The sequence below is a fragment of the Cupriavidus sp. 291-E7 genome, from assembly GCF_057798835.1.
In genome coordinates, this window is record NZ_JBYOJV010000003.1 from 181,654 (window position 1) to 207,490 (window position 25,837).

Sequence of the window (25,837 nt, forward strand, 5' to 3'; positions counted from 1 at the left end):
GGTGAATAGGACCACCTGGTTCCATTGAGTGGCCCGGCTGCGGGGCATAGAGTCCGCCTGAACCCCACATGAAGTGAACAGAGGCGGAGACATAGATGTTGATCAGTCGTAGAAAGCTCCTGGCCGGCACCACGCTGGCATTCCTTGCGGCGCTTGCCCCGGTGCAGCGGGCGGCGGCACAGGACAAGCCCATCACCATCGTGGTGGGCAGCCCGGCGGGCGGCACGACCGATGCACTGGCGCGTCTGATTGCGCGCTCGCTCGGTGAGACCCTGCATCGCACCGTCGTGGTGGACAACCGGCCCGGCGCAGGCGGCAATATCGCCGCGCAGTACGTGGCGCGCGCCACGCCGGACGGCAGCACGCTGCTGATGAGTTTCACCGGCCATACCATCAACGCCACGCTGTACAAGAACCTGCCGTTCGACCCGGTCAAGGACTTCACGCCGATCACGATGGTGGCGCGCGTGCCCAGTGTGCTGGTGGCACGCAAGAACGCGCCGTTCGATACCACGGCCGGCCTGATCGACTATGCGAAGAAGAACCCCGGCAAGCTGACGTTCGCGATCGGGGCGCAGGGTTCGTCGCTGCATCTGGCCAGCGAGCAGTTCAAGCTGCAGACCGGTACCGATATCGTGAACATTCCCTACAAGGGGACCAATCCGGCGCTGACCGATCTGCTTGGCGGCACCGTCGACCTGATGTTCGCAAGCACGGTCAACGTGTTGCCGCACGTGAAGTCCGGCACGCTGAAGTTCCTCGGCGTCAGCAGCAAGGAAGCCCTGACACAGTTCCCGGGCGTGCCGCCGATCGGCCAGACGGTCAAGGGATTCGAATCGTCGGCATGGTTCGGCCTGTTCGGCCCCGCCAAGCTGCCGGCGTCCGTGACGGAGCAGCTGTATCGCGCGGTGAAGATCGCCGTCGACGATCCGGCCTACAAGAAGCGCATGGAAACCGAGGCGGCCACGGCCATCAGCATGACGCCGCCCGCATTTGCCGCGTTCGTGCGCAGCGATATCCAGCATTGGGCCAAGGTGATCCAGGCCTCCGGTACCAAGGTGGAGTAAGGAATTCAAATGATGGGCCAGACATTGGCGCAGAAACTGCTGGCCAGGGCCGCGGGCCGGGCGACAGTCGCCCCAGGGGAGATTGTCACCTGCCGCGTGGATCTGGCGATGATGCATGACTCGGGCGGTCCTCGCCGTGTGAAGCCGATGCTGGAAAAGCTCGGCGCGAAGGTGTGGAACCCGGACAAGGTGGTAGTGGTCACCGATCACTACGTGCCCGCACACGACGCCGACAGCCGCAAGATCGTGCAGATCGCGCGCGACTGGGTGCGCGACGAAGGCGTCGCGCGCTTTCACGACATGGAGGGCATCTGCCACGTGGTGGTGCCGCAGAAGGGCTATCTGCGCCCTGGCATGTTCGCGGTGGGCGGTGACAGCCATTCGTCCACCGGCGGTGCGTTCGGCGCCTACATGTTCGGCATCGGCGCCACCGAAATGCTCGGCGTGCTGGTCACGGGCGAAATCTGGGTGCGCGTGCCGCAAACCATCCGCATGCAGTGGCATGGCAAGCTGCGCGCCGGGGTATCGGCCAAGGACATGATGCTGCGCATGTGCACGCAGTTCGGCATGGATGGCGGCCAGTACCAGGCGGTGGAGTACACCGGCGCGGCGGTGGCCGCGCTGCCGATGCAGGAACGCATGACGCTGTCGAACATGACCGCGGAACTCGGTGCCCAGGTGGGGCTGGTGGCCCCCGATGCCACCACGCGCGACTGGCTGCTGGCTGCCGGCGTGGCGGCGGAGGCGATCGACATCGACGGCTGGCAGTCCGATGCCGACGCGGCTTGTCTGGCTGTCCACGATTTCGATGCCACTACGCTGGCGCCGCAGGTATCGCGTCCGCATTCGCCGGCCAATGCCGACGACGTCGACACGTTCGGCAACGTAGGCATCGACATCGCCTATATCGGTGCCTGCACGGGCGCCAAGCTCGAAGACCTGCGCATGGCGGCGGAAGTGTTACGCGGCCAGCGCGTGGCACGCGGCACGCGCCTGCTGGTGGCGCCGGCCAGTGCCGCCGACCAGCAGCGTGCGGAGCAGGAAGGCACGCTGGCCGCGTTGACCGACGCTGGCGCGGAACTGCTGCCCAACGCCTGTGGCGCTTGCGCGGGCTACGGCGAACATCGCTTTGGCGAAGACAGCGTGGTGATCAGCGCCACGGCGCGCAACTTCAAGGGGCGCATGGGGGCGGCATCGTCGCAGGTCTACCTGGGCTCGCCTTATACGGTGGCGGCATCCGCAATCGCGGGCCGCATTGCCGATCCGAGGGAGATGCTGGCATGAGCGGGGATCTGAACCGATTGAGTGGCCGGGCATGGGTGTTCGGCGATGACATCAATACCGACCTGCTGGCGCCGGGCGCCTACATGAAGTTCGGCATCGAAGAAATCGCGCGCCACTGCATGGAAGCGGTGGCCCCGACGTTCGCCGCGCAGGTACGGCCCGGCGATATCGTGTTTGGCGGCCGCAACTTTGGCGCGGGGTCGTCGCGCGAGCAGGCGGTGGAGGTGCTTCGGCACCTGGGCGTGGTGGCGGTGGTGGCGCCGTCGTTCGCGGGGCTGTTCTATCGCAATGGTTTCAACCTTGGTCTGCCGCTGCTGACGTGCACGACGCTGCCACCGATAACCGCCGGCCAGCGCGCCGGGTGCGATATCGATACCGCGCAGGTTTTTCTTGAGGACGCGCCGGCGCTGCAATGCGATCCGGTGCCTCCGCATCTGGTGGCCATGATCCGCGATGGCGGGCTGGTGCCGCACCTGGCGCGCCGCCTAGCGTCGGGCCAACTCACCGTGAATGGGGAACTGCAATGACTCTCAAGCAACGCCTGCAAGGCACTGGCATCGTTACCGCACCGGGCGTCTACGATGCATTTTCCGCCCTGCTGGTCGAGCAGGCGGGGTTCCAGGCCGCATACCTGTCCGGCGCCAGCATTGCCTACACGCGCCTGGGCCGGCCCGATATCGGTTTCCTCTCGCTTGACGACGTGGCATCGGTTGCGCGCAATATCCGCGAGCGGTGCCCGACGCTGCCGCTGATCGTCGATGCGGACACGGGCTTTGGCAACGCGCTCAACGTGATGCAGACCGTGCGGGTGCTGGAGCGTGCCGGCGCGACCGCGATCCAGCTCGAAGACCAGGCCATGCCAAAGCGCTGCGGGCATCTCGACGGCAAGTCGGTGATCGGTGCCGCCGAGATGGCCGGCAAGATCCGCGCGGCCTGCGATGCGCGCCGCGACGACAACACGCTGATCATCGCCCGTACCGATGCCGTGGCCGTGGAGGGCATGGAAGCCGCGCTGGCGCGTGCCGAGCAATACGCCGATGCGGGAGCCGACGTGCTGTTCGTGGAAGCGCTGCGCAGCCGTGAGGACATGACCGCTGCCATCGCAAGACTCGGCAAGCGTGCGCCGCTGCTGGCCAATATGGTGGAAGGTGGCAAGACGCCCGTGCTGCCGGCGGGCGAGCTGGAGGAGATCGGTTTCCGCATCGTGATCTTCCCGGGCGGCACGGTGCGGGCGCTGAGCTTTGCGCTGCGCGATTACCTGGCCAGTCTGCACGCGAGTGGCACCACCACGCCGTATCTGGACAAGATGCTGTCGTTCCAGGCGCTCAACGGCGTGATCGGCACCCCGGAAATGCTCGCGCTGGGCAAGCAGTACGAATAACTCGCGGCCCCCGCGTGCCCGGCTTGCTTTTTGCCGCTGGGTGCGCGTACCGTGGCGGCATCGCTCCACCCCCCGTCGCCACGCCCGATGCTTGATGCCCACGCTCCCCTGACCACGCTACCGCGATTCCAGCAGGTTCGCCTGATCCTGCGCGATCGCATTCGCGGCGGCCACTACGAGGCAGGCATGCCGCTGCCCGGTGAGCGCCAGCTTGCCGAGGAATTCGGCGTGGCCCGGGTGACCGTGCGTTCCGCGCTGGCGCGGCTGCAGGAAGAAGGTCTGGTCGTGCGGCTGCGTGGCAAGGGCACGGTGCCGACCACGCGCAACGCCGCACCGGCTCAGGCGGCGGTGCAGACCGTGCGGGGTGGCCTGCTCGATAACATCGTCAGCGTCAGCATGCGCACGCGGGTGCAGGTTCTGGAGTGGAAGCGCATGGCGGCGCCGCCGGCAGTCAGTGCCGCGCTGTCGCTGCCGCCCGGTGCTCCCGTGCTCAAGGTGGTGCGCGTGCGCAAGTTCAAGGCGCAGCCGATCTCCTATACCGAGGTCTTCGTGCCGGCGGAGTTGGCTGCCGCGCTGGATCGTCATACGCTGCAGGACACACCGATGCTCGTTGCGCTGGAGCGGCATGGTATCGAAGTGGTGTCCGCCGAGCAGACGCTTGGCGCCGCGGTGGCCGATCTCGATGTGGCGCGTATTCTCCGTATCGCGCCAGGTGTGCCGTTGCTGCGTGTATCGCGCGTGGCTTCCGACGCCGACGGGCGTGCCGTGCAATTCCTGGTTGGCCTGTATCACCCCGAGCGCTACACGTACCAGATGCGGCTGACGCGCGCGGGTGCGTCGACGCGCGTATGGATCGACGCCGATCAGCCCTGATCAGCGCCGCACCAGCGCCACCACATAGCGGCAGGCGTCCGTACTGGCGTTGATGAACGTGCAAGGCGCGGGCGGCCCAAGCTGCAGGCAGTCCCCTGCATTGAGCGTGTGCACCAGCTCGCCTTCCTCGAAGACCAGTGTGCCGTCGAGCACCCAGATCTGCTGGTGCTGAAAGGTGAACGCCGACGATGGATATGCCACACGCGCGTTGCCCGGCAGCGTGACTTCCACCAGTTCGAGCATGCCGCCGTTGCGCGGCGATACCGCGCGACGCATATAGCCCGTTTCGGGGTCCTGCCAGACCGGCTGGTCGGTGGCGCGGCTCAAGCGTTCGCCGGCCTGTTCGGCCAGTGCCATCAGCATCGACAACTGCAGGCCGAACGCTCCCGACAGGCGGCCGAGCACCGTTGCCGTCGGGCTTGCCTCGCCACGTTCGATCTTGCTGATCATCGCCTTGGATACCCCTGACCGGTCGGCCAGCTCCGCCAGCGACCAGCCCCGCGATTCACGCTCGATGCGCACGCGGGCCGAAATGGCGTTGGTGGGGTCGTCGGGGAGTCGGCTCATAAGGTCGCGGGAATGAAGAGGTTGTTCTTGCCTCGCCCGCTTGTGGGTGTGGGCGCGGCAACCGTCGGATTATAGAAGTGCCATCGTCATGCGCGGGTTAACCCTCCCGCCAAAAACCTCACGATGATGCTCATTCGTCCACTATAGTGGATGAAGTTCAAATCAGCCGTCGTCAACGGAGCCGCCCCCATGCCCCGAGAAATTCGCCTGAACGCCTTCGACATGCATTGTGTCGGCCACATCCAGCAAGGCATGTGGACCCATCCGCGCGACCAGTCGCACCGCTATACCGAGCTGCAGTACTGGACCGACTATGCAAGAACCCTCGAACGCGGATTATTCGACGGCATTTTCTTTGCCGACGTGGTGGGCGTCTACGATGTCTACGGCGGCAACGCCGATGCCGCGCTGCGTGGCGCGGTGCAGGTGCCGGTCAACGATCCCACGCTCGTGATTCCGGCGATGGCGGCGGTGACCCGGCACCTGGGCTTTGGCGTCACCGCGAACCTGACCTACGAGCAGCCGTTCCTGTTCGCGCGCCGCATGTCCACGCTGGACCATCTGACGGGCGGGCGCATCGGCTGGAATATCGTGACCGGCTATCTGGACAGTGCCGCGCGTGCCATCGGCATCGACGGGCAGGTGGCGCACGACGATCGCTACGACCTGGCCGACGAATACATGGCGCTGGTCTACAAGCTCTGGGAGGGAAGCTGGGACGACGACGCCGTGGTGGAGGACCGTGCGGCCGGCGTCTATGCCAATCCCGACAAGGTGCGCGTGATCCATCATCGCGGGCCGCAGTACAAGGTCGATGCGATGCACCTGTGCGCGCCATCGCCGCAACGCACGCCAGTGCTTTACCAGGCAGGATCGTCAACGCGGGGCCGGCAGTTCGCCGCCACGCATGCCGAGTGCGTGTTCGTCAACGGACAGAAGAAAGAGGGCGTCAAGGAGATCGTCGACGATATTCGTGCGCGGGCCGTGCAGCTGGGCCGGCGGGCCGACGATGTAAAGGTCTTCCTGGGCGCAACGCTGGTGGTGGGACGCACCGAGGCCGAGGCGCGCGAGAAGTTCGAGGAATATCGCCGCTACGTCAGTTCCGAGGCCGCGCTGGTGCACGCGGCGGCATCGCTGGGCATCGACTTCGCACGCTACGACATCGACGAACCGATCGATACGGGCAAGAGCCAGGCCATCGTGTCGAATGTCGAAGCGATGACGCGCAGCGCGGGCCCCCAATGGACGCGCCGCAAGCTGCTGGAGCAGATGGTGCTGGGCAGCCGCCAGCCACCGTGGGTGGGGTCGGCGGAGCAGGTGGCGGACCAGTTGATGGCGTGGAGCGAGGAAACCGGCGTGGATGGCTTCAACCTGTCGCGCACCGTGGTGCCGGAATGCTTCGAAGACGTCATCGATCTCGTGGTGCCCCTGCTGCAGGAACGTGGCGCGTACAAGACCGCGTACCAGGCCGGCACCTATCGGGACAAGCTGTTTGGCACGGCACGCTTGCCAGCCACGCACACGGCGGCGCAATATCGGGGCACCGGCGTGAACCGGTAACGACACAGGCATCATGGTAGACAAAACAACATTTCGAGACGCGATGGCGGGGCTGGGCGCCGCCGTCAACGTCATTACCACCGATGGCGAGGCCGGGATGGCCGGCTGCACGGCATCGGCGGTTTGCCCCGTCACGGACGATCCACCCACGCTGCTGGTCTGCATCAACCGGGCCAGCCGCAATAACGCGGCGATCCGCCAGAACGGGCGCCTCTGCGTGAACGTGCTGGCCGCCGAACAGCGCGATATCGCCATGCGCTTTGCCGACAAGGACCTGTCGATCGACGAACGCTTTGCCTGCACGGACTGGGCACGGCTGGTCACGGGTGCGCCGGTGCTGCATGGCGTGGTCAGCGCGCTCGATTGCGAGATCACTTCGGTGACGGAAGTGGGCACGCATACCGTGTTCTTCTGCGCGGTCAAGGCGGCGCATAGCGCCAGCGGACGTGCTGGCCTAATCTATTTCGGACGCGACTTCCATCCCGTGGGCATGGCCCCGCATCCCGCGGCCGCCTGAGATGGCAACGCCGTCTTCCGCAGCCGCGCCCGCGCAGCAGCGCCAGCGCGGCAAGCTGTTTTCGATCGCCATTCTGCTGCTGGCGGAGGTGGCGGCGATGGGTGTGTGGTTTTCCGCCAGCACCGCCGTGGCTGTCATCAAACGAACCGATGCGATTTCCGCTTTCGATGAGGCACTGCTGACGAGCGCGGTGCAGTTTGGCTTTGTGGCGGGCACGCTGATGTCCGCGCTGCTGTCGTTGCCGGACCGCTACGACCTGCGCCGCCTGTTTGCCGGATCGGCGCTGGTGGCCGCGGTGGCGACGGGCACGCTTGCCTTCATCGCCCCTACCGGCGGAGCGGTGGTGGTGCTGCGGTTCATCACCGGCATGTGTATGGCTGGCGTATATCCGGTAGGCATGCGCCTGGCCGCAACGTGGGCACAGGCTGACCTGGGCTTGCTGATCGGCCTGCTGGTTGGAGCGCTGACCATCGGCTCGGCCAGCCCGCACCTGGTGGCCGCGTACCTGATGCCTGCTGCCGGCGGGCCGGACTGGCGCACGATCTACGCCGTGGCGGCGCTCTGCGCGGCCGGGGCGGCGTTGCTGATCGGCCTGGCCGGGATCGGCCCGAATCTCAGAAAAGCCGCGCGCATCGATCCGGCAAAAATCGCGCAGGCCTGGCGGCAGCCCGCTGTACGGCTGGCCAACCTGGGGTATCTGGGCCATATGTGGGAACTCTATGCGATGTGGGCATGGCTGGCGCTATTCCTGCAGCAGACATTCGCCACGCGCGGCATCGCCGACGCACGCAGCCGGGCCGAACTGCTGACGTTCGCGGCGATCGCCATCGGGGGCATCGGCGCATGGTTTGGCGGATGGCTGGCCGACCGCGTGGGCCGTACCGCCGTCACGATTGGCGCGATGGCCATCAGCGCATCGTGCGCGGCGCTGATGGGCTGGCTCGATCAGGCACCGATGGCCGTGCTCGTGACGGTCGCGTTGATCTGGGGGATCTCGGTCATCGCCGATTCCGCGCAGTTCTCCGCCAGCGTGACCGAGCTGGCCGAGCCGTCGTCGATCGGCACGCTGCTGACGGCGCAGACGTGCGCGGGTTTTCTGCTGACGCTGGTCAGCATTCACCTGGTGCCCGACATCGTCGAATGGCTGGGCTGGCGCGGCGGCTTCGGCATGCTGGCCATCGGCCCGGCGCTGGGTTGCGTGGCGATGTGGCGGCTGCGCGGGCATCCGGACGCAAAGCGGCTGGCCGGCGGCAGGCGATAGGCGAAAAAAAACCCGGCACGAGGCCGGGTAAATGGAAAGTGTCTTGCTACCGCGTTAGAACCGGTGACGGATACCGACCATCGCGCCAAACTGGCTGTTGCCGTTGAGGATGTTGTCAGCACTCAGGCTTGCCCGCGACTCGACACCGTTCTTTTTACGGTTCAAGGCATAGCCGAGGTCGAGGTATGCGCTGGTGCGCTTCGAGAACGCGTAGTCGGCCGTGGCGACGAAGACGACCGGGTCGGCACTCGTGCCGGCGAAGTCGTTGTAGTAGACCGCGCCCTTCAGCATCAGGGCAGGCGTGGCCTGGTAGCCGACGCCGATCCAGTAGATGTTGCTGCGATGGAATTCTTCGCCGGCGCCGGTCAGGTTCTCCCAGCGATAGCCGGCAAAGACCTTGGCCTGGTTGAACGCATAGCTGGCGCCCAGGGAAGCGCGCTGATCCTTGACGTTGTCGGTAGGCTGGCGCAGGTCATAGACGAGGCCGAGGTCCAGCGGACCCGTGGTGTAGCGCAGGCCGGCGGAGTATTCACGACCCTTCTTGTAGTTGCCAGGAATCTCGCCAGCGCCCCAGCCGTTGGTGAGCGAGTCGGTCATGTCATAGCCGAAGCTATACAGGGCCGATGCCGTCAGGTTGCCAAACTTGCCTTGGTACTTGATCGCGTTGTCGGCGCGGCTGGCCATCTGCCGATCGAGATTGATGATCGAATACTGAGACGTGGCCGCCATCGGATCGAAGGCCAGCGTGAAATCGTAAATCGGCGTTTGTTGACGGCCCAGCGTCAGCGTGCCGAAGCGGCTCTGCAGGCCCAGATAGGCTTGACGGCCGAAGAGACGGTTATCAGCCTTGGAACCGCTGTCCAGTTGGAAGCCGCTTTCCAGCGCGAAGATGGCCTTCATGCCGCCACCCAGGTCTTCCACACCGCGCAGGCCCCACCAGGATCCGGTGGTGCTGCCGTTGCCAGATTGCATGCGGACGTTGCTGTTGTTCGATGCGGTGCGGTTCAGGTATTCCACGCCGACATCGGCGACGCCATACAGGGTTACGCTCGACTGGGCTTGAGCGCCCATAGCAAACATCGCTGCTGCTGCCGTAGCTGCCAGCTTAATCTTCATACCTTGGTTCTCCATGTTGAAAAAGAGTCCCGCAATGATCGGAAGGCATGAAGTTTGTGGCTTTGATTTAGCTCGTTATTTCGTCACTCAGTATCAGAATTTTCGTGTGCCAATGTCTGCGCTGACATGCGTGGGGTCCTTCGCATCGTAGTTATGCGAAGCGATCCTTCCAAAGGTGTTTTTACTGTTGCAACTTGAAGGGGGCCGGGCGCGGCGGCAACGATCGATCGGGAGTTTTAAACGGTGAAGAATCCGAAAGGTTGTCGCGCGAACATCAGCGCCCTCTCGGGAAATTCCGATATGGCGTTGGCGAAGATTCAGCGAGGCTGAAGACGGTCGAGGCGCAGACGGTGGCGCTCATCGGTCAGGCGCCATACGGCGAGCCAGCCGGCCAGCACCACGGCAAGCAGGCTGCCGCCCGCAAGCAGGAACATCAGCAGGATCTGGTAGCGCGCGGCGTCGATGGCGTCCATGCCGGCCAGGATCTGCCCGGTCATGATGCCCGGCAGTGTGATGATGCCCGCCGCCGCCATCGTATTGATGGTGGGCAGCAGGCCGCTGCGCACCGCCTGCCGCAGGATCGGGCGCAACGCCGTGTGGCGGTCGTCGCCAAGCGCTAGCCTCGATTCGATGGCCTGCCGCTGGTGCCACGCAGTGGTGAGCGTCGCGTGCAGCGTCAGGCTGGCCGCATTCATGGCGTTCCCGAGAATGATGCCGGCCAGCGGAATGGCGTGGCGGGCGTCGTACCAGGGGGTGGGGCGCAGCGCGGTGATCAGGGCCAGCACGGTGATGATCAGCGTCGGCATGCTGACGGAAGCCAGGCCGATCAGCATCTGCCAGCGGGTATCGAAGCGCCGCTCCTGGCGGCTGCCCGCTTCGCGCGCGGCGGCCACGATCATCGCGGCCACTACCAGCAAGGTAAGCAAGGGCGACGACAGTGCGAACACGGTACGCAGGACCAGGCCGACGAGCAGCAATTGCACCACCATGCGCACGGCGGCCCAAAGCAGCGCGCGATGGATGCCCAGCGACATCGTCAGTGACAGCATGGCGCCCAGCACGATCAACAGACTGGCCAGCATCAGATCGCCGGCGGTGAGCAGGATCGGCGTCATGCGGCAACAGCCTCCAGCCCGGCGGGGCACAGGCGGAAGTGCGCGTCGCGCAGCCGTGCCGCCTGTTCGGTGTTGTGCGAAACGACCAGCAGGCCGACCCCTTCGGACATGACTTCGCGCAGCAAGGCTTCCACGGCCAGCGTGGTGTCGCGGTCGAGCGCGGCGGTCGGCTCATCGAGCAGCAGAAAGCGCGGCCGGCGAATCACGGCACGCAGCAACGCCAGGCGCTGGCGCTCGCCGGTCGACAGATGGCTGACGCTCGCCGCCAGGATGTCGTCGCGCAGTCCCACCTGCCGTACCAGTCGCGCCAGGCGCGGGTCGGCCAGATCGTGATCGTCGAAATGGCTGCGTACGTCGTCGGCCCACCAGCCGGATTCCGCCGCAACGTAGATGACTTCGCGGCGCCAGGCCGGACCACTCAGCGCTTCGCGCGATGTGCTGCCAATGCGTACGTCGCCGTCGTTCGGATCCAGGTCCGCAATCATGCGTAGCAGCAGGCTCTTGCCGCTGCCGGAGGTGCCGGACAGCACCGTGCATTTGCCGCCCGCCACGTCGAACGTATAGGGGCCACGGCCGTGGCCGGCGAGGTGTTGAATGTGCAGGTGGCCGTCCATTGGCAATGCGGATTGGCAGGCGGGGCAGGGGCGTAGGAGGGGCGCAAGCGTATCGCGGGCGTATTAATGGCGCATTAATGACGTCTTGAGCGCATGGCGGGCATACGGTCAAATTCTAGTGATCGGATTGCGAATCTGCTTTCCAGCAGGCGCGGATTTTGTCGATTTCGCCGGGCACGTCCGACAAGAGATTGCGAACAAGTCCTACACAGTGCGGCAAGCGTGCTCCCTACACTATGAATCAGCGCCGTTCCCTGCCGCCAGCGCCCACCCCGACGCGGCCTGCGGCAGAGACCGGATGTTCTGCAACCGACCACAGGAGCACGATCATGAACAAGGACCAGGTGAAGGGCCGCATGAACGAGGCCAAGGGCAAGGCCAAGGAGCTGGCTGGCAAGGTGACCGGCAAGACGTCCACCGAACTGAAGGGCAAGGCCGAACAGGTGGCCGGCCGCACCCAGGCCGCCTATGGCGATGCCAAGTCCGACATGAAGAAGAATCCGCGATAAGCGATTCACTGCGACACCGGCTTGCCGGTATGCACGATGAAGCGGGACCAACGTCCCGCTTTTTTGCGTCGATCAGCGCAACGCATCCACCAGAAAATCCACGAACGCGCGCACCTTGGCATCGAGATGCCGCCGCGACGGATACACGGCAAAGATGCCGGTCTCGGGCATGTGCCAGTCATCGAGCGCGGTTGTCAGCGTGCCGCGCGCCAGATCGTCCTGCACGTAGGTACATGGAATCAGCGTCAGGCCAAAGCCCGCGCGCAGCGCATCGCGCACGGCCAGGCTGGAGCTGACCTTGTAGCGGCCATCCACCGGAATGCGGCGCTCGTCGTCGCCTTTGCGGAACGTCCATTCATTGGCGTGGCCCGATAGCGAGAACTGGATGCAGGTGTGGGCGCGCAAGTCGTCGGGTGCCGCCGGGCGGCCGTGGCGAGCAAAATAGTCCGGCGATGCGCAGACCACGTGTTGCAACGTCATGAGCCGGCGCGCCACGAGCGTGGAGTCGAGCAGACGGTCGCTGCCACGAATGGCGACATCGAAGCCGTCCTGGATCAGGTCGACGCGGCGGTCGTCCAGATGCAGATCGAGCTTCAGGTTCGGATAGCGCGCCAGGAATGCCGGAATGGCCTGCGACAGCCGCACCAGCGTCAGCGATACCGGTGCACTGACGCGCAGGGTACCGGCGGGATTGTCGTCCGACGGATTCAGCGAGCGCTCGGTTTCGTCGAGATCGTCGAGAATCTGGCCGATCTGCGCGTAGTAGCGGGCGCCGGCCTCGGTCAGGCTCAGGCGCCGCGTGGTGCGGTTGAGAAGCCGCGCCGACAGGTGCGCTTCCAGCTCGCTGACATTCTTGCTGACGGCAGGGGAAGACAGGCCCAGCTTGCGGCCAGCCGCGGCAAAGCCGTTATGCCGCACCACTTCCCGGAAAACACGTAATGCGGTCAGATGGTCCACGGATTCATTACTGGCAGTAAATGGTGTGTTGAATATACGCCGGCTTCTGGTGCATGGCGAGGTTCGGTAGGCTGCGGTATCGATATCCCGATCCGAATTGCCATGACCATTGCTGTCACGCATCCCATCACCGACGCCGTCGAGCCGCGCCGTTCTACGGTGGACGACGCCTTGCTCGTTGTCGCCTGATACGCAGGACGCCATGCAGACGAACCGCACCACCGACCTGTTACTGACCGCGCTGGCGCCCGCCATCTGGGGCACCACATACCTCGTCACCACGAACTGGCTGCCGGCGGGCTATCCGCTGACCGTGGCCACGCTGCGCGCGCTGCCCGCCGGCATCCTGCTCTGGTTGCTGGGCCGGCAGTTTCCCGCCCGCGACTGGTGGCTCAGGCTGCTGGTGCTGGGCGCGCTCAATTTCTCGTTCTTCTGGGCCATGCTGTTCGTGTCGGCCTACCGGTTGCCGGGCGGCGTGGCGGCCACTCTCGGCGCCATCCAGCCGCTGATCGTGATCGTGCTGTCGCGCGTGCTGCTGGGGTCCGCGATTCGCGTGGCGGCGATCGCGGCGGCGCTGGCTGGCCTGCTGGGCGTGGCGTTGCTGGTATTGACGCCAAAGGCCACGCTCGATGTCGTGGGCGTGGCCGCGGGGCTGGCCGGGGCGGTATCGATGGCGCTCGGCACCGTGCTCACGCGCCGCTGGCAGCCGCCGGTGCCGGCGTTGACGTTTACGGCCTGGCAACTGACGGCGGGCGGCATCCTGCTGGTGCCCTTTGCGCTATGGCTGGAGCCGCCGCTGCCGTCGCCGACGCTGGCCAACGTGCTGGGCATGGCCTGGCTGACGGTGCTCGGCGCCGCGCTGACCTACGTGCTGTGGTTCCGTGGCATCGCGCGTCTGGGGCCCGGTCCCGTGGCGACGCTCGGGTTCCTGAGTCCGCTCACGGCGGTGCTGATCGGATGGATCGTGCTGGGCCAGACACTGAGCGCCGCGCAGATCGCGGGCATGGTACTGGTGCTGGGCGGCGTCTGGCTCAGTCAGTTGGCGAACAACCGTGGCCATGCGCCCGCCTCTCCCGTGAAAAGGGAGATGGGTGGCGGGGAAGGCAAGCAGCTCAATTCATGAGGGGGGGCGATCTGGACGACCATACGTTCGTCCACTTCGTACCGCTCGCCGTCAGCCGACGTTTTAGCTCCCCTCTCCCGCAGTGCGGGAGAGGGGTTGGGGGAGAGGGCGCAGAGGTTCAAATTGCGACTTGTCTCGACTTGAGCCGCCAGCCCTCTCCCCCGCAGTGCGAGAGAGGGGAGTCCAGCGCGACGTCAGCCCAGCTTCGGCAGCACCCGGCCAGGGTTCAGCAGGTTCTTCGGATCAAGTGCGCGCTTGACCTGCCACATCAGTTCCAACTCGACGGAGGACTTGTAGCGGCTCAGGTCGTCTCGCTTGGCCACGCCAATGCCGTGTTCGGCGGAGATCGAACCGTTTTCGGCATAGGCGAGTCCGTCCACCAGGTCGGACACCGGCTTGTACCACTGCGCCAGGAAATCCTTCGCATCGCGGTCTTTCGGGCGCAGCGGATTGAAGTGGACGTTGCCGTCGCCCATATGGCCGTAAATCACCATGCGCGTGGCCGGCTCCAGCGCCAGTACCTCGGCGGAAGCCTTCTCGATGAACTGCGCGATGCGTGACACCGGCACCGAGATATCGCACTTGATGCTGCCGCCGGTGCGCGTCTGCGCATCCGAGATTTCCTCGCGGATGCGCCAGAACTGCTGCACGTCGGCCAGGCTCGATGCCACGGCGGCGTCCACCACCCATTGGTTGCCCAGCCCGGTCTCCAGGATTTCCATCAGCGTGCCGCTGAGGGTTTCCTCGTCGGTGCCCGAGGTCAGCTCGATCAGCACCATCCAGTCGTGCCGGCCGGACAGCGGCGAGGGAGCATTGCCGAGGTATTCGAGCACGAGGTCGAGCGCGGGGGCGGAGATCAGCTCGAACGCCGTCACGGCACCGCCGGAAAGCGCGCGGGCTTCGCCCAGCAGCTTCACCGCGGCTTCGGGGCTTTCCACGGCCACGAACGCCACGGCGGTCGCGCGCGGTTGCGGCATCAGCTTCAGCACCGCACCGGTGATGATGCCGAGCGTGCCTTCGGCGCCAATGAACAGGTGCTTGAGGTCGTACCCGGTATTGTCCTTGCGCAGACCCTTGAGCGAAGAAAAGATCCGGCCGTCCGGCAGCACCACCTCGATACCGAGCACCAGGTCGCGCATATTGCCGTAGCGCAGTACCGCCGTGCCGCCGGCGTTGGTCGACAGGTTGCCGCCGATCTGGCACGAACCCTCCGAGCCGATGCGCAGCGGGAACAGCCGGCCGGCGTCGTCCGCCGCGGCGCGGGCGCCGGACAGCGTCACGCCGGCCTCGACCGTCATCGTGTCGTTGATTGTGTCGATCGCCAGCACGCGGTTCATCTTCTTCAGGCTGATCACCACGGCCGTGCCGCTGTCGTCGGGCACGGCGCCCCCCATCAGCGACGTATTGCCGCCCTGCGGCACCACGGGCACGTCATGTTCGTGGCACCACGTCATGACGCGGCTGACCTGCTCCGTGGTGGACGGCATGACCACCAGCGGCGACTTGCCGCGATAGATGCGGCGATAGTCGGTGACGAACGGCTCGGTATCGGCTTCGGCGCTCAGGCAGCCGTTGGGGCCGACGATGGCCAGCATGGCCGTCAGCAGCGCGTCTTGGTTGGGCTTGGTTTCAATGGGCAGCGAGGACATCTTCGGACTCGGTACTTCCAGACTCAGTAGGCGGCGCCGGGCGCGGACACTTGCTGTGCGCGTTCCGGCAGGAATTCGGCGGCCAGCTTGCGCGCCGCGTTGGCGTAGACGAGCACGTCGACGCCGGTGGCCACGAAGGTGCAGCCCAGCTCCAGATATCGACGCACGAGCGCATTGTCTGAAGTCAGCGTGCCGGCGGCCTTGCCGCTAGCGATGATCGTGCGCATGGCGCTTTCGATCTGCGCCTGTACATCCGGGTGGCCGGGATTGCCGCGATGGCCCATCGACGCGGCCAGATCGGCCGGGCCAATGAACACGCCATCCACGCCGTCGACGGCACAGATCGCTTCCAGGTTCTGCATGGCAGTCACGGTCTCGGCCTGCACCAGCAGGCAGACTTCGTCGTCGGCCACGGCCAGGTAGTCCTTGCGGGCGCTCCATTGGGACACGCGCGCCACGGCGCTACCCACACCACGCACGCCAAACGGCGGATAGCGCGTGGCGCGCACCAGCGCGGCGGCCTGCTCGGCGGTATCGACCATCGGAATCAGCAACGTGCGCGCGCCGATGTCCAGCAACTGCTTGATCAGCGCGGTCTCGCCCGATACGGCGCGCACCACGGGCTGGGAGCGGTACGGGGCCAGCGCCTGCAGCGTCTGGAGGATCGTCCGCACGTCGTTGGGTGCGTGTTCGCCATCGACCAGCAGCCAGTCGAAGCCGGCCGTGGCGCTGATCTCGGCCAGATACGGCGTGGCGCCGGACATCCATAGTCCGATCTGGGCCTGGCGGGCGGCAAGGGCGGTCTTGAAGGGGTTATGCGCGGGCATGCGGGGGGTCTCCTCGAAGTGCGTCGGATCAGCGTCGGATCGGTCTCAGATCAACTGGCCCTGGCACAGATACTTGGTATGCATGTAATCGTCAAGTCCGTGACGCGATCCTTCGCGGCCGTAGCCTGATTCCTTGACGCCGCCAAACGGCGCCGCCTCGGAGGCCAGCGCGCCCTCGTTGATGCCGACGATGCCGGTTTCCAGCGCCTGCGCCACGCGCCAGATGCGGCGCACGTCGTTCGAATAGAAGTACGCGGCCAGCCCGAACGGTGTGTCGTTGGCATCGCGGACCACCTCGTCCTCGTGCGTGAAGCGGAATACCGGCGCCACCGGGCCAAACGTTTCCTCCTGCGCCAGCATCATGGCAGGCGTGGCGCCCGCCAGCACGGTCGGCGCGTAGTAGTGCGGGCCGTCATCGGTGCGCACGCGCTCGCCGCCCACCACCACGCGCGCGCCGTTGTCCACGGCATCGCGTACGTGGCGGTCGATCTTGTCCACGGCGCGGGCATTGATCATCGGGCCGATCTGCGCGGCGGGTTCGGTGGCCGGCCCCACATGCAGCGCGCCGACGCGGGCGGCCAGTTTTTCGACGAAGGCGTCATGCACGCCGGCCTGCACGTAGACGCGGTTCGGGCATACGCAGGTCTGGCCGCCGTTGCGGAACTTGGCGGCCATCAGCCCTTCGACGGCGGCATCGAGATCGGCGTCGTCGAAGACGATGAACGGCGCGTTGCCGCCCAGTTCCAGCGACAGCTTCTTGAGCGTGCCGGCCGATTCGCGCGCCAGATGCTTGCCGACGGGCGTCGACCCGGTGAACGTGATCTTGCGCACGCGGGAGTCGGCCAGCCAGGCATCGACCACGGCCGGCGTATTGGCGCGCGATGCGGTGACGATATTGAGCACGCCCTGGGGCAGCCCGGCCTGTTCGGCCAGGTAGACCAGCGCCAGCGCGGTCAGCGGCGTGTCTTCCGCCGGCTTGGCCACCACGGTGCAACCGGCCGCCAGCGCGGGAGCGATCTTGCGCGCGATCATCGCCAGCGGGAAATTCCACGGCGTGATGGCGGCCACCACGCCCACCGGTTCCTTCAGCACGATCATCTTGCGGCCTGGCACCGCCTCGGCCACCACGTCGCCGCGGATGCGCGTGGCTTCTTCCGCGAACCATTCCACGTACGATGCGCCATAGCGTACTTCGCCCAGGCTCTCGTGCATCGGCTTGCCCTGCTCGGCGGAGATGATGCGCGCCAGGTCCTGCTCGTTGGCCAGGATCAGCGCGTGCCAGCGCTTGACGATCTGCGCGCGATCGCGCGCGGTGCGGCGGCTCCAGGCCGGGAAGGCGGCAGCGGCGGCATCGGCGGCGCGTTGCGCGTCGGTGGCGTCGCTGTCCGGCACATCGGCGATGACCTGGCCCGTGGCGGGATCGGTGACATCAAGGCGGGCACGGCTGTCGCACCACTGCTGGTCGATGAAGTTCTGCGTGCGCAGCAGGGTGCGGTCGGTGAGGGTGGTCAGCATGGGTCTACGTGAAACGGATATTGGATGGCAGGCGGGTGAAACGCGACGGCGCTAGCTGACGATCCCCACATGCCAGGGCACGAACTCGTGATCGCCCAGCCCCAGCAGTTCGCTCTTGGTTGGCTCGCCGGAAGCGGCGCGCAGGATGTGTTCGAAGATCCGTTCGCCCATCTGCGCGACGCTTAGCTCGCCGTCGAGCACCAGGCCGCAGTTGATGTCCATGTCTTCTTCGAGCCGCCGGTACATCGGCGAATTCGACGCGAGCTTGATCGTCGGCGCGGGCTTGGACCCGAACATCGAACCGCGCCCGGTGGTGAAGCAGATCAGGTTGGCGCCGCTGGCGATTTGGCCCGTGGCGGCCACGGGGTCATAGCCGGGGGAATCCATGAAGACGAAGCCAGCCTTGTCGATCGGCTCGGCATACTCGTACACGGCCTGCAGTGGCGTGGTGCCGCCTTTCATGGCGGAGCCGAGCGATTTCTCGAAGATATTCGCAAGGCCGCCCTGCTGGTTGCCGTGGCCGACCACGCCGTTGAACTGCGCGTTCTGCCCGGCGGTATAGCGCTCCCACCAGGCCAGCCGGTCCAGCAGCTTCTGGCCGACTTCGGGCGTGACCGCGCGGCGCGTGAGCATGTATTCCACGCCGTGGATTTCGGGTGTTTCCGACAGGATCGCCGTGCCGCCGTGGCGCACGAGGATGTCCATCGCGGCGCCGAGCGCCGGGTTGGCGGTAATCCCCGAGAAGCCGTCCGAGCCGCCGCATTCGAGGCCGATCTTGATATGGCTGGCGCTGGCGCGTTGCCGCTGGAAGGCATTGGCCGCTGGCAGCATTGCTTCGATGGCGCGAATGCCCGCTTCGATCGTGGCGCGCGTGCCGCCGGTGTCCTGCATCACCAGCGTATGGAGGTTCTCGCCGGGGACCAGGCCCTGGGATTCCACCAGCGACGCCACCTGATTGCGTTCGCAGCCCAGGCCGACGATCAGCACGCCGGCCAGGTTCGGATGCCGGGCATAGCCCGCGATGGTGCGGCGCAGGAGGTCGAAATGCTCGCTTGGCGACGACATGCCGCAGCCGCTGCTCTGCGCGAATGCGGCCACGCCATCGACGTTGGGATACGCGGCGAGCCGTTCCTTCGTGAAATGCGCGGCGATGTGCTTGATCACGGTGGCCGAGCAGTTCACGGACGACAGGATGCCGATGAAATTGCGCGTGCCGACGCGGCCGTCGGGACGCACATAGCCCATGAACGTGGCGCGCTCCGCCTCCGGCACATAGGCCACGGGCCGCACATCGCTGCAGAACGATGGGTCGCGGTAGAAGTCCACGAGCCGGAGGTTATGGCTGTGCACGTGATCGCCGGGCGCGATGTCGCGGTCGGCTATGCCGATCACGGTGTCGTACTTCCTGACCTGCTCGCCGCGCGCAATCGCGCGTGCGGCAATCTTGTGCCCGGCCGGCACCTGGGCGCGCACGCGCACGCCCAGGTCTTCCAGATGCTGGCCCAGTGTCAGGTCGCCACGGGCGATCAGGACGTTATCGTTGGCGTGCAGGCGAATGACGGGGTTCAGAGTCACGGTTGACAGATGCGTGGCGGGTTAGCTCTGGGCGAGCATTTCCTTGAGCTTCAGGCGCTGGATCAGCTGCGTTTCCTGGTCATAGACCGTGGAGATGTACTTCTTGTAGTCGGGGCCGTCCAGGTACATGATCGGCGCGTCGATGCGGGCGGCCACGGTCTTGAACTCGGCGCTGGCCACGGCGGCGCGGAAGGCGTCGCGCAGCTTCTTCTCGACATCGGGCGGCAGGCCCTTGGGCGCGCCGATGCCGTTGGGCGCTTCCACCACGACGTTGAATCCAAGCTCCTTGAGCGTGGGCGTGTCCTTGAAGCGCGGCGTGCGCTGCTCGCCCCAGGTGGCCAGCAGACGCAGCTTGCCGCCTTCCACATGCGGCGCCCACGAACTCGAATCGGCCAGCAGGTCCACCTGATTGGCCAGCACGTCCTGCAGTGCCTGCGAGCCGCCCTTGTAGGCAATGGCATTGAACTTCACGCCGGCGGCCAGCGCGAACTGTTCCATGCCGACGTGCGTGGCGCCGCCGATACCGGCGTGCGCGTAAGTGATGCGTCCCGGATGGGCCTTGGCTTCGGCGATCACGTCGGCCAGCGTCTTGAAACGTGAGCCGGCGGGTACCGCGATACCGAAGGTCTGACCCGACGTGCGTGCCAGATAGGTCAGTTCGGTACGCGGATCGAGCTGCAGCATGCCGAGCTGCGAAAAGCGCGTAACCGAAATCGGGATCTGGCCGATCGTGTAGCCGTCGGGGTTGGCGCGGGCCAGTGCCTTGGTGCCGATCATGCCCGAGGCACCCGCGCGGTTTTCGACGACGATGGACTGCTTGAGAATCCCCGAAGCCACCTGACACAGCGCGCGCATCGATTGGTCCGCCGTGCCGCCCACCGGCCACGGGCAGATGAACGTGATGGGACGGTCGGGATACTCGCCGGCGGCGCGCGCAATGCGCGGCACGAGCAGGCTGGCCGTGCCGGTCGCGGCAACGGCGGTGGCGGCCGCGCTGCCCAGCAGAAGCCGGCGGCGCGAAAGGCTGGCGGGAAGACCTTGCGTCATGGGGAATGTCTCCAATCTTGTTTTAGGTCGCGGACCGGCATTGGTGCCAATCCGCTCTGCCAGCGATTGTGGGCGCGCCGAACATAACCATCCAATAGAAAATTGGCATTGCTTCATAACCTTATGGTTAGGTAGACTCGCCGTCATGGCACATATCGACCGGGCCTTCCGTTCCAACATCAAGTTACGCCACCTGCAGCTGCTGGTGGCGCTCGATGAGTTTCGCCATCTGGGCCGCACGGCCGAATTCCTGTCGGTGAGCCAGCCGGCCGTATCGAAGGTGCTGGCCGAGGTGGAGAAGATGCTGGGCCTGACGCTGTTCACGCGCTCCACGCGCGGCACGGAGCCAACGCCCGCCGGAGAATCGCTGGTGCGGTTTGCCCGTGCGGTGCTGGCCCAGTACGACGTGACGCGCGACGAGATCGAGGCCGTGGCCAGTGGGGCGGCGGGCCGTGTGCGCGTGGGATCGATGAGCGCCACGCTGCCGGTGCTGCTGGCGCAGGCGGTGACGCGCCTCAAGGCGCGCTCGCCACGGGCGACGGTGCTGGTGGAAGAAGGCGATCTGACCCATCTGCTGCCGCGCTTGCGGCTATCCGAGCTCGATGTGATCGTCGGACGGCTGGAGCCGGCCTACGCGGCGCCGGACCTGGTTACCGAGGCGCTCTACGAGGAACCGATGGTGGCCATCGTCGCGGCCGATCATGCGCTCGCGCGCAAGGCGCGCCCTGGCTGGACCGACCTGGCGCGGAATCCGCTGGTGCTGCCGCCGCCCTGGGCGTCGCTGCGCGTCAAGATCGAGCAGGCTTTTCACCGGCACGGCGAGCATCCGCCGGCGGACATCATGGAGTCGTCCTCGTATCTGGCCGTCACCACATTCGTGGCGCAACGGCGGGCGGTGGGATTCGTCGCCCGCGCCGTGGGGCGCCAGTTGCAGGCCGAGGGGCGCTTTCATGTGCTGGCGATGCCCGTGGAGGTGGATTTGCCGCCCGTCGGGTTGATCACGCTGCGGGACCGCAGGCTGCCGCCGAGCGTGGCCGAGCTGGTTGGCTGCCTGCGCGACGCGGCGGGCGAGATTGACGGGGCCGGCAAGCCTCGCAAGACCGCCCGAACCGGCGGCACGGGCACCGTCCGGAATAACGGAAATACCCGGAAGACCCAAGGTACGCGCAAGACGCCGAATACATCGAACACATCGAACACAGCAGGCAAGACGTGATGACAGACGCTTCCCGAAATTCCTACCGAACCGATGTGATCGTGCTTGGCGCCGGCATCGTCGGCGTTTGCACCGCGCTGGCGCTGCAACGGCGCGGTCATGCGGTATGCCTGGTGGACCGCAATGCGCCGGGGCGCGAGACCTCGTACGGCAACGCGGGCATCATCCAGCGCGAGGCGGTGCAGCCCTATGCGTTTCCGCGTGCGTGGCAGGCCATCCTGCGGGTGGCGGCGCGGCGCGGCAACGACGTGCATTACCACCTGCGCGCGCTGCCGTCGCTGGTGCCTTCGCTGGCCCGTTACTGGCACGCATCGGCGCCGCAGCGCTATGCCGCGACGGTCAGTGCCTATGCGGCGCTGATCCGTCATTGCATCGACGAACACGCGCCGTTGATCGAACGAGCGGGCGCGCAGGACCTGATCCGCAAGACGGGCTGGCTGGAAGCGTACCGGACACCGGCCGCGTTCGAGGCCGCCGCGAAGGAAGCCGCCACGGTGGCGGCCGCCCACCAGTTGCGCCATGCGATTCTCGACAGCGCGGCGCTTGCCGCCGAGGAACCGGTGCTGCTGCGGCCGATGGCCGGCGCCGTGCATTGGCAGGACCCGTGGACCGTCAGCGACCCTGGCGAACTGGTGGCGCGCTATGCGGCGCTGTTCGAACGGGAAGGTGGCGTGCTGCTGCGTGGCGATGCCGATACCCTGCACGCATCGGGCAGCGGTTGGACGGTGCGGACCGGCAGCGGCGCGGTCGATGCCGAGCACGCCGTGATCGCACTTGGACCGTGGGCGGCCGGGCTGACGCACCGGCTCGGCTACCGGCTGCCGCTGTTCGTCAAGCGCGGCTATCACCGTCACTATCAGGTCGACGCCATGCCGGGCAAGCCGTTGCTCGACGCGGAAAACGGCATGCTGCTGGCGCCGATGCGTCAGGGATTGCGGCTGACCACGGGCGCCGAATTCGCGCATCACGAAGCGCCGCCGACGCCGGTACAGTCCATGCGCGCGGAAATGCTGGCCGCCGATCTGGTGCGGCTGGGCAAGCCGGTGGAAGCGGAACCGTGGATGGGCGCCCGGCCCTGCATCGCGGACATGCGGCCCGTGGTGGGGCGGGCACCGCGCCACGCCAACCTGTGGTTCCACTTTGGCCACGGCCACCAGGGGCTGACACTGGGCCCTGCCACGGCCCGTCTGCTGGCGGAGCTGTTCGACCGCGAGACGCCTTACGTGGACCCCGCGCCGTACGATCCCCGCCGGTTCGGCGCCTAGCTGGCCGCCGCGTGAGCGGCCTGGGTTTTCGACTGCGCGCGTGCCTGAAGATGGCCGACGAATGCCGTCGCCACATCGGATAGCGCTTCGTTCTTGCGCGTCAGGATGCCGAACGCCTTCATGTCCTGGCCGACATCCACGGGTAGCGTGGCCAGCAGCGACGCGCGCACGTGGTCGCGCACCACCGACTCGGGCAGCATCGCAATCGCATCGCCGGACTGCAGCAACTGCAGCGTGGCGAAGATCGACGAGCATTCGATCACGTCCTGCGGCGTGGATACCTGGGCATTGGCGAACTGGTCTTCGAGCATCAGCCGCGCCGGGCTGGTGAGTGTCTGCAGCACCCACGGCCAGCGCACGAGTTCATCCCAACCCAGGCTCGCCCCTTGCCGGGCTTGCAGCAGCGGATGCCCGCTGCGCACCACGATGCGTAGCGGCTCATCGGACAGCGCGCAGAAATCGAACCGGTTGTGATCCAGCGGGCCGGCAAACCGGCCCACCGCCAGCTCGATCTCGTGCCGCTCCAGCAGCACGCCGATCTGGTCGCTGGTTTCACCCAGGATGCGCACGCCTAGCCGGGGCCGCTCGCGCTTGATATCGGCCACCGCCGCGGCCACCAGGTCCGGCGCGGCGCCCATGATCGCGCCAAATACCAGTTGTCCGTGGCCGCCCCGGCGGCGGATCTCCAGATCTTCCAGAAAGCGGTCCAGGCTGGCCTGCGTGTGCCGCGCGTAGGTCACGACCTCCGTTCCAAGGGGCGTCGGCCGCATGCCGCGCGCATGGCGCTCGAAGATCGCAAAGCCAAACGCCTGTTCGATATCGGCCAGCATCTTGGTGGCCGAGGGCTGGGTGACGTTCATCAGCGCGGCGGCCTGATTCAGCGTCGGTGTCTCGGCCAGCGCGCTCAGCAGCGCCCAATGCTTGAGCTTGAGCCGGTTCACCAGGCGGCGTGTCAGCGACATTTCTTGTCTCCCGCGATATTCCAGAATGGAATTGCTCGCTCTTATAAATTGATTGGAACGATATAGCGGCGCGGCTTACAGTGCAACGGATGCTTCTCACACCACGCAAAACACAGGAGACAAGATGAAGCTGATCCGCTACGGCGCCGCCGGCCAGGAACGGCCCGGCCTGATCGATGCACAAGGGCGCATGCGCGACCTTTCGGCCCATGTGCCGGACATCACGGGCGCCACCATCGCACCCGAAACCCTGGCCAGGCTGGCCGCCATCGACCCGACATCGCTGCCGCTGGTGCAGGGGCAGCCGCGCATCGGTGCATGCGTGGGGGGCGTCGGCAAGATGATCTGCGTGGGCCTGAACTACTCGGACCACGCGGCGGAATCGGGCATGCCGATACCGGCCGAACCGGTGCTGTTCATGAAGGCGACGAGTGCGATCGTCGGCCCGAACGATGACGTCGAGATTCCGCCGCGCGCGGAAAAGGTGGACTGGGAAGTGGAGCTTGGCGTGGTGATCGGCAAGACGGCGCGCTATGTGTCCAAGGCCGATGCGCTCGACTACGTGGCCGGCTACTGCATCGTCAACGATGTCTCGGAGCGTGCATATCAGCTGGAGCGCGGCGGCCAGTGGGACAAGGGCAAGGGCTGCGACACCTTTGGCCCGATGGGACCGTGGCTGGTGACGCGCGACGAGGTGCCCGACGCGCAGGCGCTGCAAATGTGGCTGGAGGTCGACGGCAAGCGATACCAGGACGGCAACACGCGCACGATGATCTTCGACGTGCCGACCGTGGTCTCCTATATCAGCCAGTTCATGAGCCTGCAGCCCGGCGATGTGATTTCCACCGGTACGCCGCCTGGCGTCGGGCTGGGACAGAAGCCGAATCCGGTGTACCTGACCGTGGGCCAGACCATGCGCCTGGGCATCACGGGGCTGGGTGAACAGCAGCAGAAGACCGTGGCCGCCAACGTGGGAGGTGCCCAATGAACCAGCTCGATCTGAAGGGCCGTGTGGTTGTGATTACCGGCGGCGCGCAGGGCATTGGCTACGCCGTGGCCGAACGCATGCTGCGGTCGGGCGCGGTGGTATCGCTGTGGGACATCAATGAAGCGCAACTCGTGAAAGCGTGCGAGGCACTGTCTCGCGTCGGCAAGGTCACGGGCGAAGTGGTCGAGCTGACCGAAGAGGCCGCCGTCGATGCCGCCGCGCGGGCCACGGTCGAAAAGCTGGGCCGTATCGACGGGCTGGTGAACAGCGCCGGCATTACCGGCGGCAACGCCACCACGTGGGAGCTGGACCCATCGGTCTGGCGCCGCGTGATCGAGGTGAACCTGATCGGCACCTATCTGACCTGTCGTGCCGTGGTGCCGTACATGATCGCGCAGAAGTTCGGCCGCATCGTGAACATCGCTTCGGTGGCTGGCAAGGAGGGCAACCCGAATGCCTCGCACTACAGCGCGTCGAAGGCCGGCGTGATCGGGCTGACCAAGTCGCTGGGCAAGGAGCTGGCGCAGAGCGGTGTGCTCGTCAATGCCGTGACGCCCGCCGCGGCCAAAACCCCGATCTTCGATTCGATGAGCGAGCAGCACATCGCGTTCATGCTGTCGAAGATCCCGATGGGCCGATTCCTGGAGGTCGACGAAGCCGCGGCGATGATCGCGTGGCTGACGACGGAGGACTGCGCGTTCAGCACCGGATCGGTATTCGACCTGTCGGGCGGACGCGCCACCTACTAAGGCAGTTACCAGGCACAGACCCCAGGGCACGTACCTCGGGGCGGCCACCCAGAACCATGTGCACGGACGCAATGCGGCCGTGCGCAGAGGAGACACTCGT

At 66.3% G+C, this 25,837-nt stretch carries 25 protein-coding genes; 14 read left to right on the forward strand and 11 right to left on the reverse strand.

Annotation, left to right across the window (positions count from 1 at the left end):
- Positions 1–95: 95 nt before the first annotated feature.
- From AC3FLX_RS06840 to AC3FLX_RS06860, 5 genes are all read left to right on the forward strand, one after another.
- Positions 96–1,067: a Bug family tripartite tricarboxylate transporter substrate binding protein gene (locus AC3FLX_RS06840; protein WP_488695041.1), complete on the forward strand. Its 972-nt coding sequence runs from the start codon at positions 96–98 to the stop codon at positions 1,065–1,067.
- Between the two features lie 9 nt (positions 1,068–1,076).
- Positions 1,077–2,351 (forward strand): 3-isopropylmalate dehydratase large subunit, encoded by a 1,275-nt coding sequence (locus AC3FLX_RS06845; protein WP_488695043.1) that lies wholly within the window; start codon positions 1,077–1,079, stop codon positions 2,349–2,351.
- Positions 2,348–2,878, forward strand: coding sequence for a LeuD/DmdB family oxidoreductase small subunit (locus AC3FLX_RS06850; RefSeq protein ID WP_488695045.1), 531 nt, complete (start codon positions 2,348–2,350; stop codon positions 2,876–2,878). Before AC3FLX_RS06845 ends, AC3FLX_RS06850 begins: the two co-directional genes overlap by 4 nt.
- Positions 2,875–3,732 carry an isocitrate lyase/PEP mutase family protein gene (locus tag AC3FLX_RS06855; RefSeq protein ID WP_488695047.1) on the forward strand — a complete coding sequence of 286 codons (858 nt, stop codon included), beginning with the start codon at positions 2,875–2,877 and terminating at the stop codon, positions 3,730–3,732. Before AC3FLX_RS06850 ends, AC3FLX_RS06855 begins: the two co-directional genes overlap by 4 nt.
- A gap of 87 nt (positions 3,733–3,819) precedes the next feature.
- Positions 3,820–4,605, forward strand: coding sequence for a GntR family transcriptional regulator (locus AC3FLX_RS06860; RefSeq protein ID WP_488695049.1), 786 nt, complete (start codon positions 3,820–3,822; stop codon positions 4,603–4,605).
- Here the strand turns inward: AC3FLX_RS06860 and AC3FLX_RS06865 are convergent, their stop codons facing one another.
- Complete coding sequence (locus AC3FLX_RS06865) at positions 4,606–5,172, reverse strand: helix-turn-helix domain-containing protein (RefSeq protein WP_488695050.1); 567 nt, start codon at positions 5,170–5,172, stop codon at positions 4,606–4,608.
- A 189-nt stretch (positions 5,173–5,361) separates the two neighbouring features.
- Between AC3FLX_RS06865 and AC3FLX_RS06870 the strand changes: the two genes are divergently transcribed.
- The 3 genes from AC3FLX_RS06870 to AC3FLX_RS06880 are packed head-to-tail and all read left to right on the forward strand — an operon-like array spanning position 5,362 to position 8,510.
- Positions 5,362–6,732, forward strand: a complete 1,371-nt coding sequence (locus AC3FLX_RS06870) for an LLM class flavin-dependent oxidoreductase (protein WP_488695052.1) — start codon at positions 5,362–5,364, stop codon at positions 6,730–6,732.
- 13 nt (positions 6,733–6,745) lie between these two features.
- The gene (locus AC3FLX_RS06875; protein ID WP_488695054.1) at positions 6,746–7,249 is read left to right on the forward strand and encodes a flavin reductase; all 504 of its coding nucleotides are present in this window, start codon (positions 6,746–6,748) and stop codon (positions 7,247–7,249) included.
- A gap of 1 nt (position 7,250) precedes the next feature.
- Positions 7,251–8,510 (forward strand): MFS transporter, encoded by a 1,260-nt coding sequence (locus AC3FLX_RS06880; RefSeq protein WP_488695056.1) that lies wholly within the window; start codon positions 7,251–7,253, stop codon positions 8,508–8,510.
- A gap of 54 nt (positions 8,511–8,564) precedes the next feature.
- On the opposite strand, the gene AC3FLX_RS06885 is transcribed toward AC3FLX_RS06880, so the two are convergent.
- From AC3FLX_RS06885 to AC3FLX_RS06895, 3 genes are all read right to left on the reverse strand, one after another.
- Complete coding sequence (locus AC3FLX_RS06885) at positions 8,565–9,626, reverse strand: porin (RefSeq protein ID WP_488695057.1); 1,062 nt, start codon at positions 9,624–9,626, stop codon at positions 8,565–8,567.
- Positions 9,627–9,943: 317 nt separating this feature from the next.
- Positions 9,944–10,741 (reverse strand): ABC transporter permease, encoded by a 798-nt coding sequence (locus AC3FLX_RS06890; RefSeq protein WP_488695059.1) that lies wholly within the window; start codon positions 10,739–10,741, stop codon positions 9,944–9,946.
- Positions 10,738–11,355, reverse strand: coding sequence for an ABC transporter ATP-binding protein (locus AC3FLX_RS06895; protein WP_488695060.1), 618 nt, complete (start codon positions 11,353–11,355; stop codon positions 10,738–10,740). Before AC3FLX_RS06895 ends, AC3FLX_RS06890 begins: the two co-directional genes overlap by 4 nt.
- A gap of 329 nt (positions 11,356–11,684) precedes the next feature.
- Here AC3FLX_RS06895 and AC3FLX_RS06900 point away from each other — a divergent pair, with 329 nt between their 5' ends.
- On the forward strand, positions 11,685–11,864 hold the full coding sequence (locus AC3FLX_RS06900; protein ID WP_488695061.1) for a CsbD family protein: 180 nt from the start codon (positions 11,685–11,687) through the stop codon (positions 11,862–11,864).
- Positions 11,865–11,936: 72 nt separating this feature from the next.
- On the opposite strand, the gene AC3FLX_RS06905 is transcribed toward AC3FLX_RS06900, so the two are convergent.
- Positions 11,937–12,821, reverse strand: a complete 885-nt coding sequence (locus AC3FLX_RS06905; RefSeq protein ID WP_488695063.1) for a LysR family transcriptional regulator — start codon at positions 12,819–12,821, stop codon at positions 11,937–11,939.
- Between the two features lie 202 nt (positions 12,822–13,023).
- Here AC3FLX_RS06905 and AC3FLX_RS06910 point away from each other — a divergent pair, with 202 nt between their 5' ends.
- Positions 13,024–13,944 carry an EamA family transporter gene (locus AC3FLX_RS06910; protein WP_488695064.1) on the forward strand — a complete coding sequence of 307 codons (921 nt, stop codon included), beginning with the start codon at positions 13,024–13,026 and terminating at the stop codon, positions 13,942–13,944.
- Positions 13,945–14,138: 194 nt separating this feature from the next.
- On the opposite strand, the gene AC3FLX_RS06915 is transcribed toward AC3FLX_RS06910, so the two are convergent.
- The 5 genes from AC3FLX_RS06915 to AC3FLX_RS06935 form a co-directional block, all read right to left on the reverse strand.
- Complete coding sequence (locus AC3FLX_RS06915; protein WP_488695594.1) at positions 14,139–15,539, reverse strand: FAD-binding oxidoreductase; 1,401 nt, start codon at positions 15,537–15,539, stop codon at positions 14,139–14,141.
- A gap of 77 nt (positions 15,540–15,616) precedes the next feature.
- Positions 15,617–16,420 (reverse strand): 4-hydroxy-2-oxoheptanedioate aldolase, encoded by an 804-nt coding sequence (gene hpaI, locus AC3FLX_RS06920; RefSeq protein ID WP_488695066.1) that lies wholly within the window; start codon positions 16,418–16,420, stop codon positions 15,617–15,619.
- Between the two features lie 45 nt (positions 16,421–16,465).
- Positions 16,466–17,935 carry an NAD-dependent succinate-semialdehyde dehydrogenase gene (locus AC3FLX_RS06925; protein WP_488695067.1) on the reverse strand — a complete coding sequence of 490 codons (1,470 nt, stop codon included), beginning with the start codon at positions 17,933–17,935 and terminating at the stop codon, positions 16,466–16,468.
- A 51-nt stretch (positions 17,936–17,986) separates the two neighbouring features.
- Entirely contained in the window at positions 17,987–19,510 is a 1,524-nt protein-coding gene (locus AC3FLX_RS06930) for a UxaA family hydrolase (protein WP_488695069.1), read from the reverse strand.
- 21 nt (positions 19,511–19,531) lie between these two features.
- On the reverse strand, positions 19,532–20,557 hold the full coding sequence (locus AC3FLX_RS06935; RefSeq protein ID WP_488695071.1) for a tripartite tricarboxylate transporter substrate binding protein: 1,026 nt from the start codon (positions 20,555–20,557) through the stop codon (positions 19,532–19,534).
- Between the two features lie 145 nt (positions 20,558–20,702).
- Here AC3FLX_RS06935 and AC3FLX_RS06940 point away from each other — a divergent pair, with 145 nt between their 5' ends.
- Both AC3FLX_RS06940 and AC3FLX_RS06945 read left to right on the forward strand, forming a co-directional pair.
- Positions 20,703–21,773, forward strand: coding sequence for a LysR substrate-binding domain-containing protein (locus AC3FLX_RS06940; RefSeq protein ID WP_488695073.1), 1,071 nt, complete (start codon positions 20,703–20,705; stop codon positions 21,771–21,773).
- Positions 21,773–23,038, forward strand: coding sequence for an NAD(P)/FAD-dependent oxidoreductase (locus tag AC3FLX_RS06945; protein WP_488695075.1), 1,266 nt, complete (start codon positions 21,773–21,775; stop codon positions 23,036–23,038). The genes AC3FLX_RS06940 and AC3FLX_RS06945 overlap by 1 nt, the downstream gene beginning before the upstream one ends.
- Here the strand turns inward: AC3FLX_RS06945 and AC3FLX_RS06950 are convergent.
- A complete protein-coding gene (locus tag AC3FLX_RS06950; RefSeq protein ID WP_488695077.1) occupies positions 23,035–24,000 on the reverse strand; it encodes a LysR family transcriptional regulator in 966 nt (321 codons plus the stop codon). The two genes, AC3FLX_RS06945 and AC3FLX_RS06950, sit on opposite strands and share 4 nt — an antisense overlap.
- Positions 24,001–24,124: 124 nt before the next feature.
- On the opposite strand from AC3FLX_RS06950, the gene AC3FLX_RS06955 reads away from it, so the two are divergent.
- Both AC3FLX_RS06955 and AC3FLX_RS06960 read left to right on the forward strand, forming a co-directional pair.
- Positions 24,125–24,988 (forward strand): fumarylacetoacetate hydrolase family protein, encoded by an 864-nt coding sequence (locus tag AC3FLX_RS06955; RefSeq protein WP_488695078.1) that lies wholly within the window; start codon positions 24,125–24,127, stop codon positions 24,986–24,988.
- Positions 24,985–25,737 carry an SDR family NAD(P)-dependent oxidoreductase gene (locus AC3FLX_RS06960; RefSeq protein ID WP_488695080.1) on the forward strand — a complete coding sequence of 251 codons (753 nt, stop codon included), beginning with the start codon at positions 24,985–24,987 and terminating at the stop codon, positions 25,735–25,737. The genes AC3FLX_RS06955 and AC3FLX_RS06960 overlap by 4 nt, the downstream gene beginning before the upstream one ends.
- Positions 25,738–25,837: the final 100 nt, after the last annotated feature.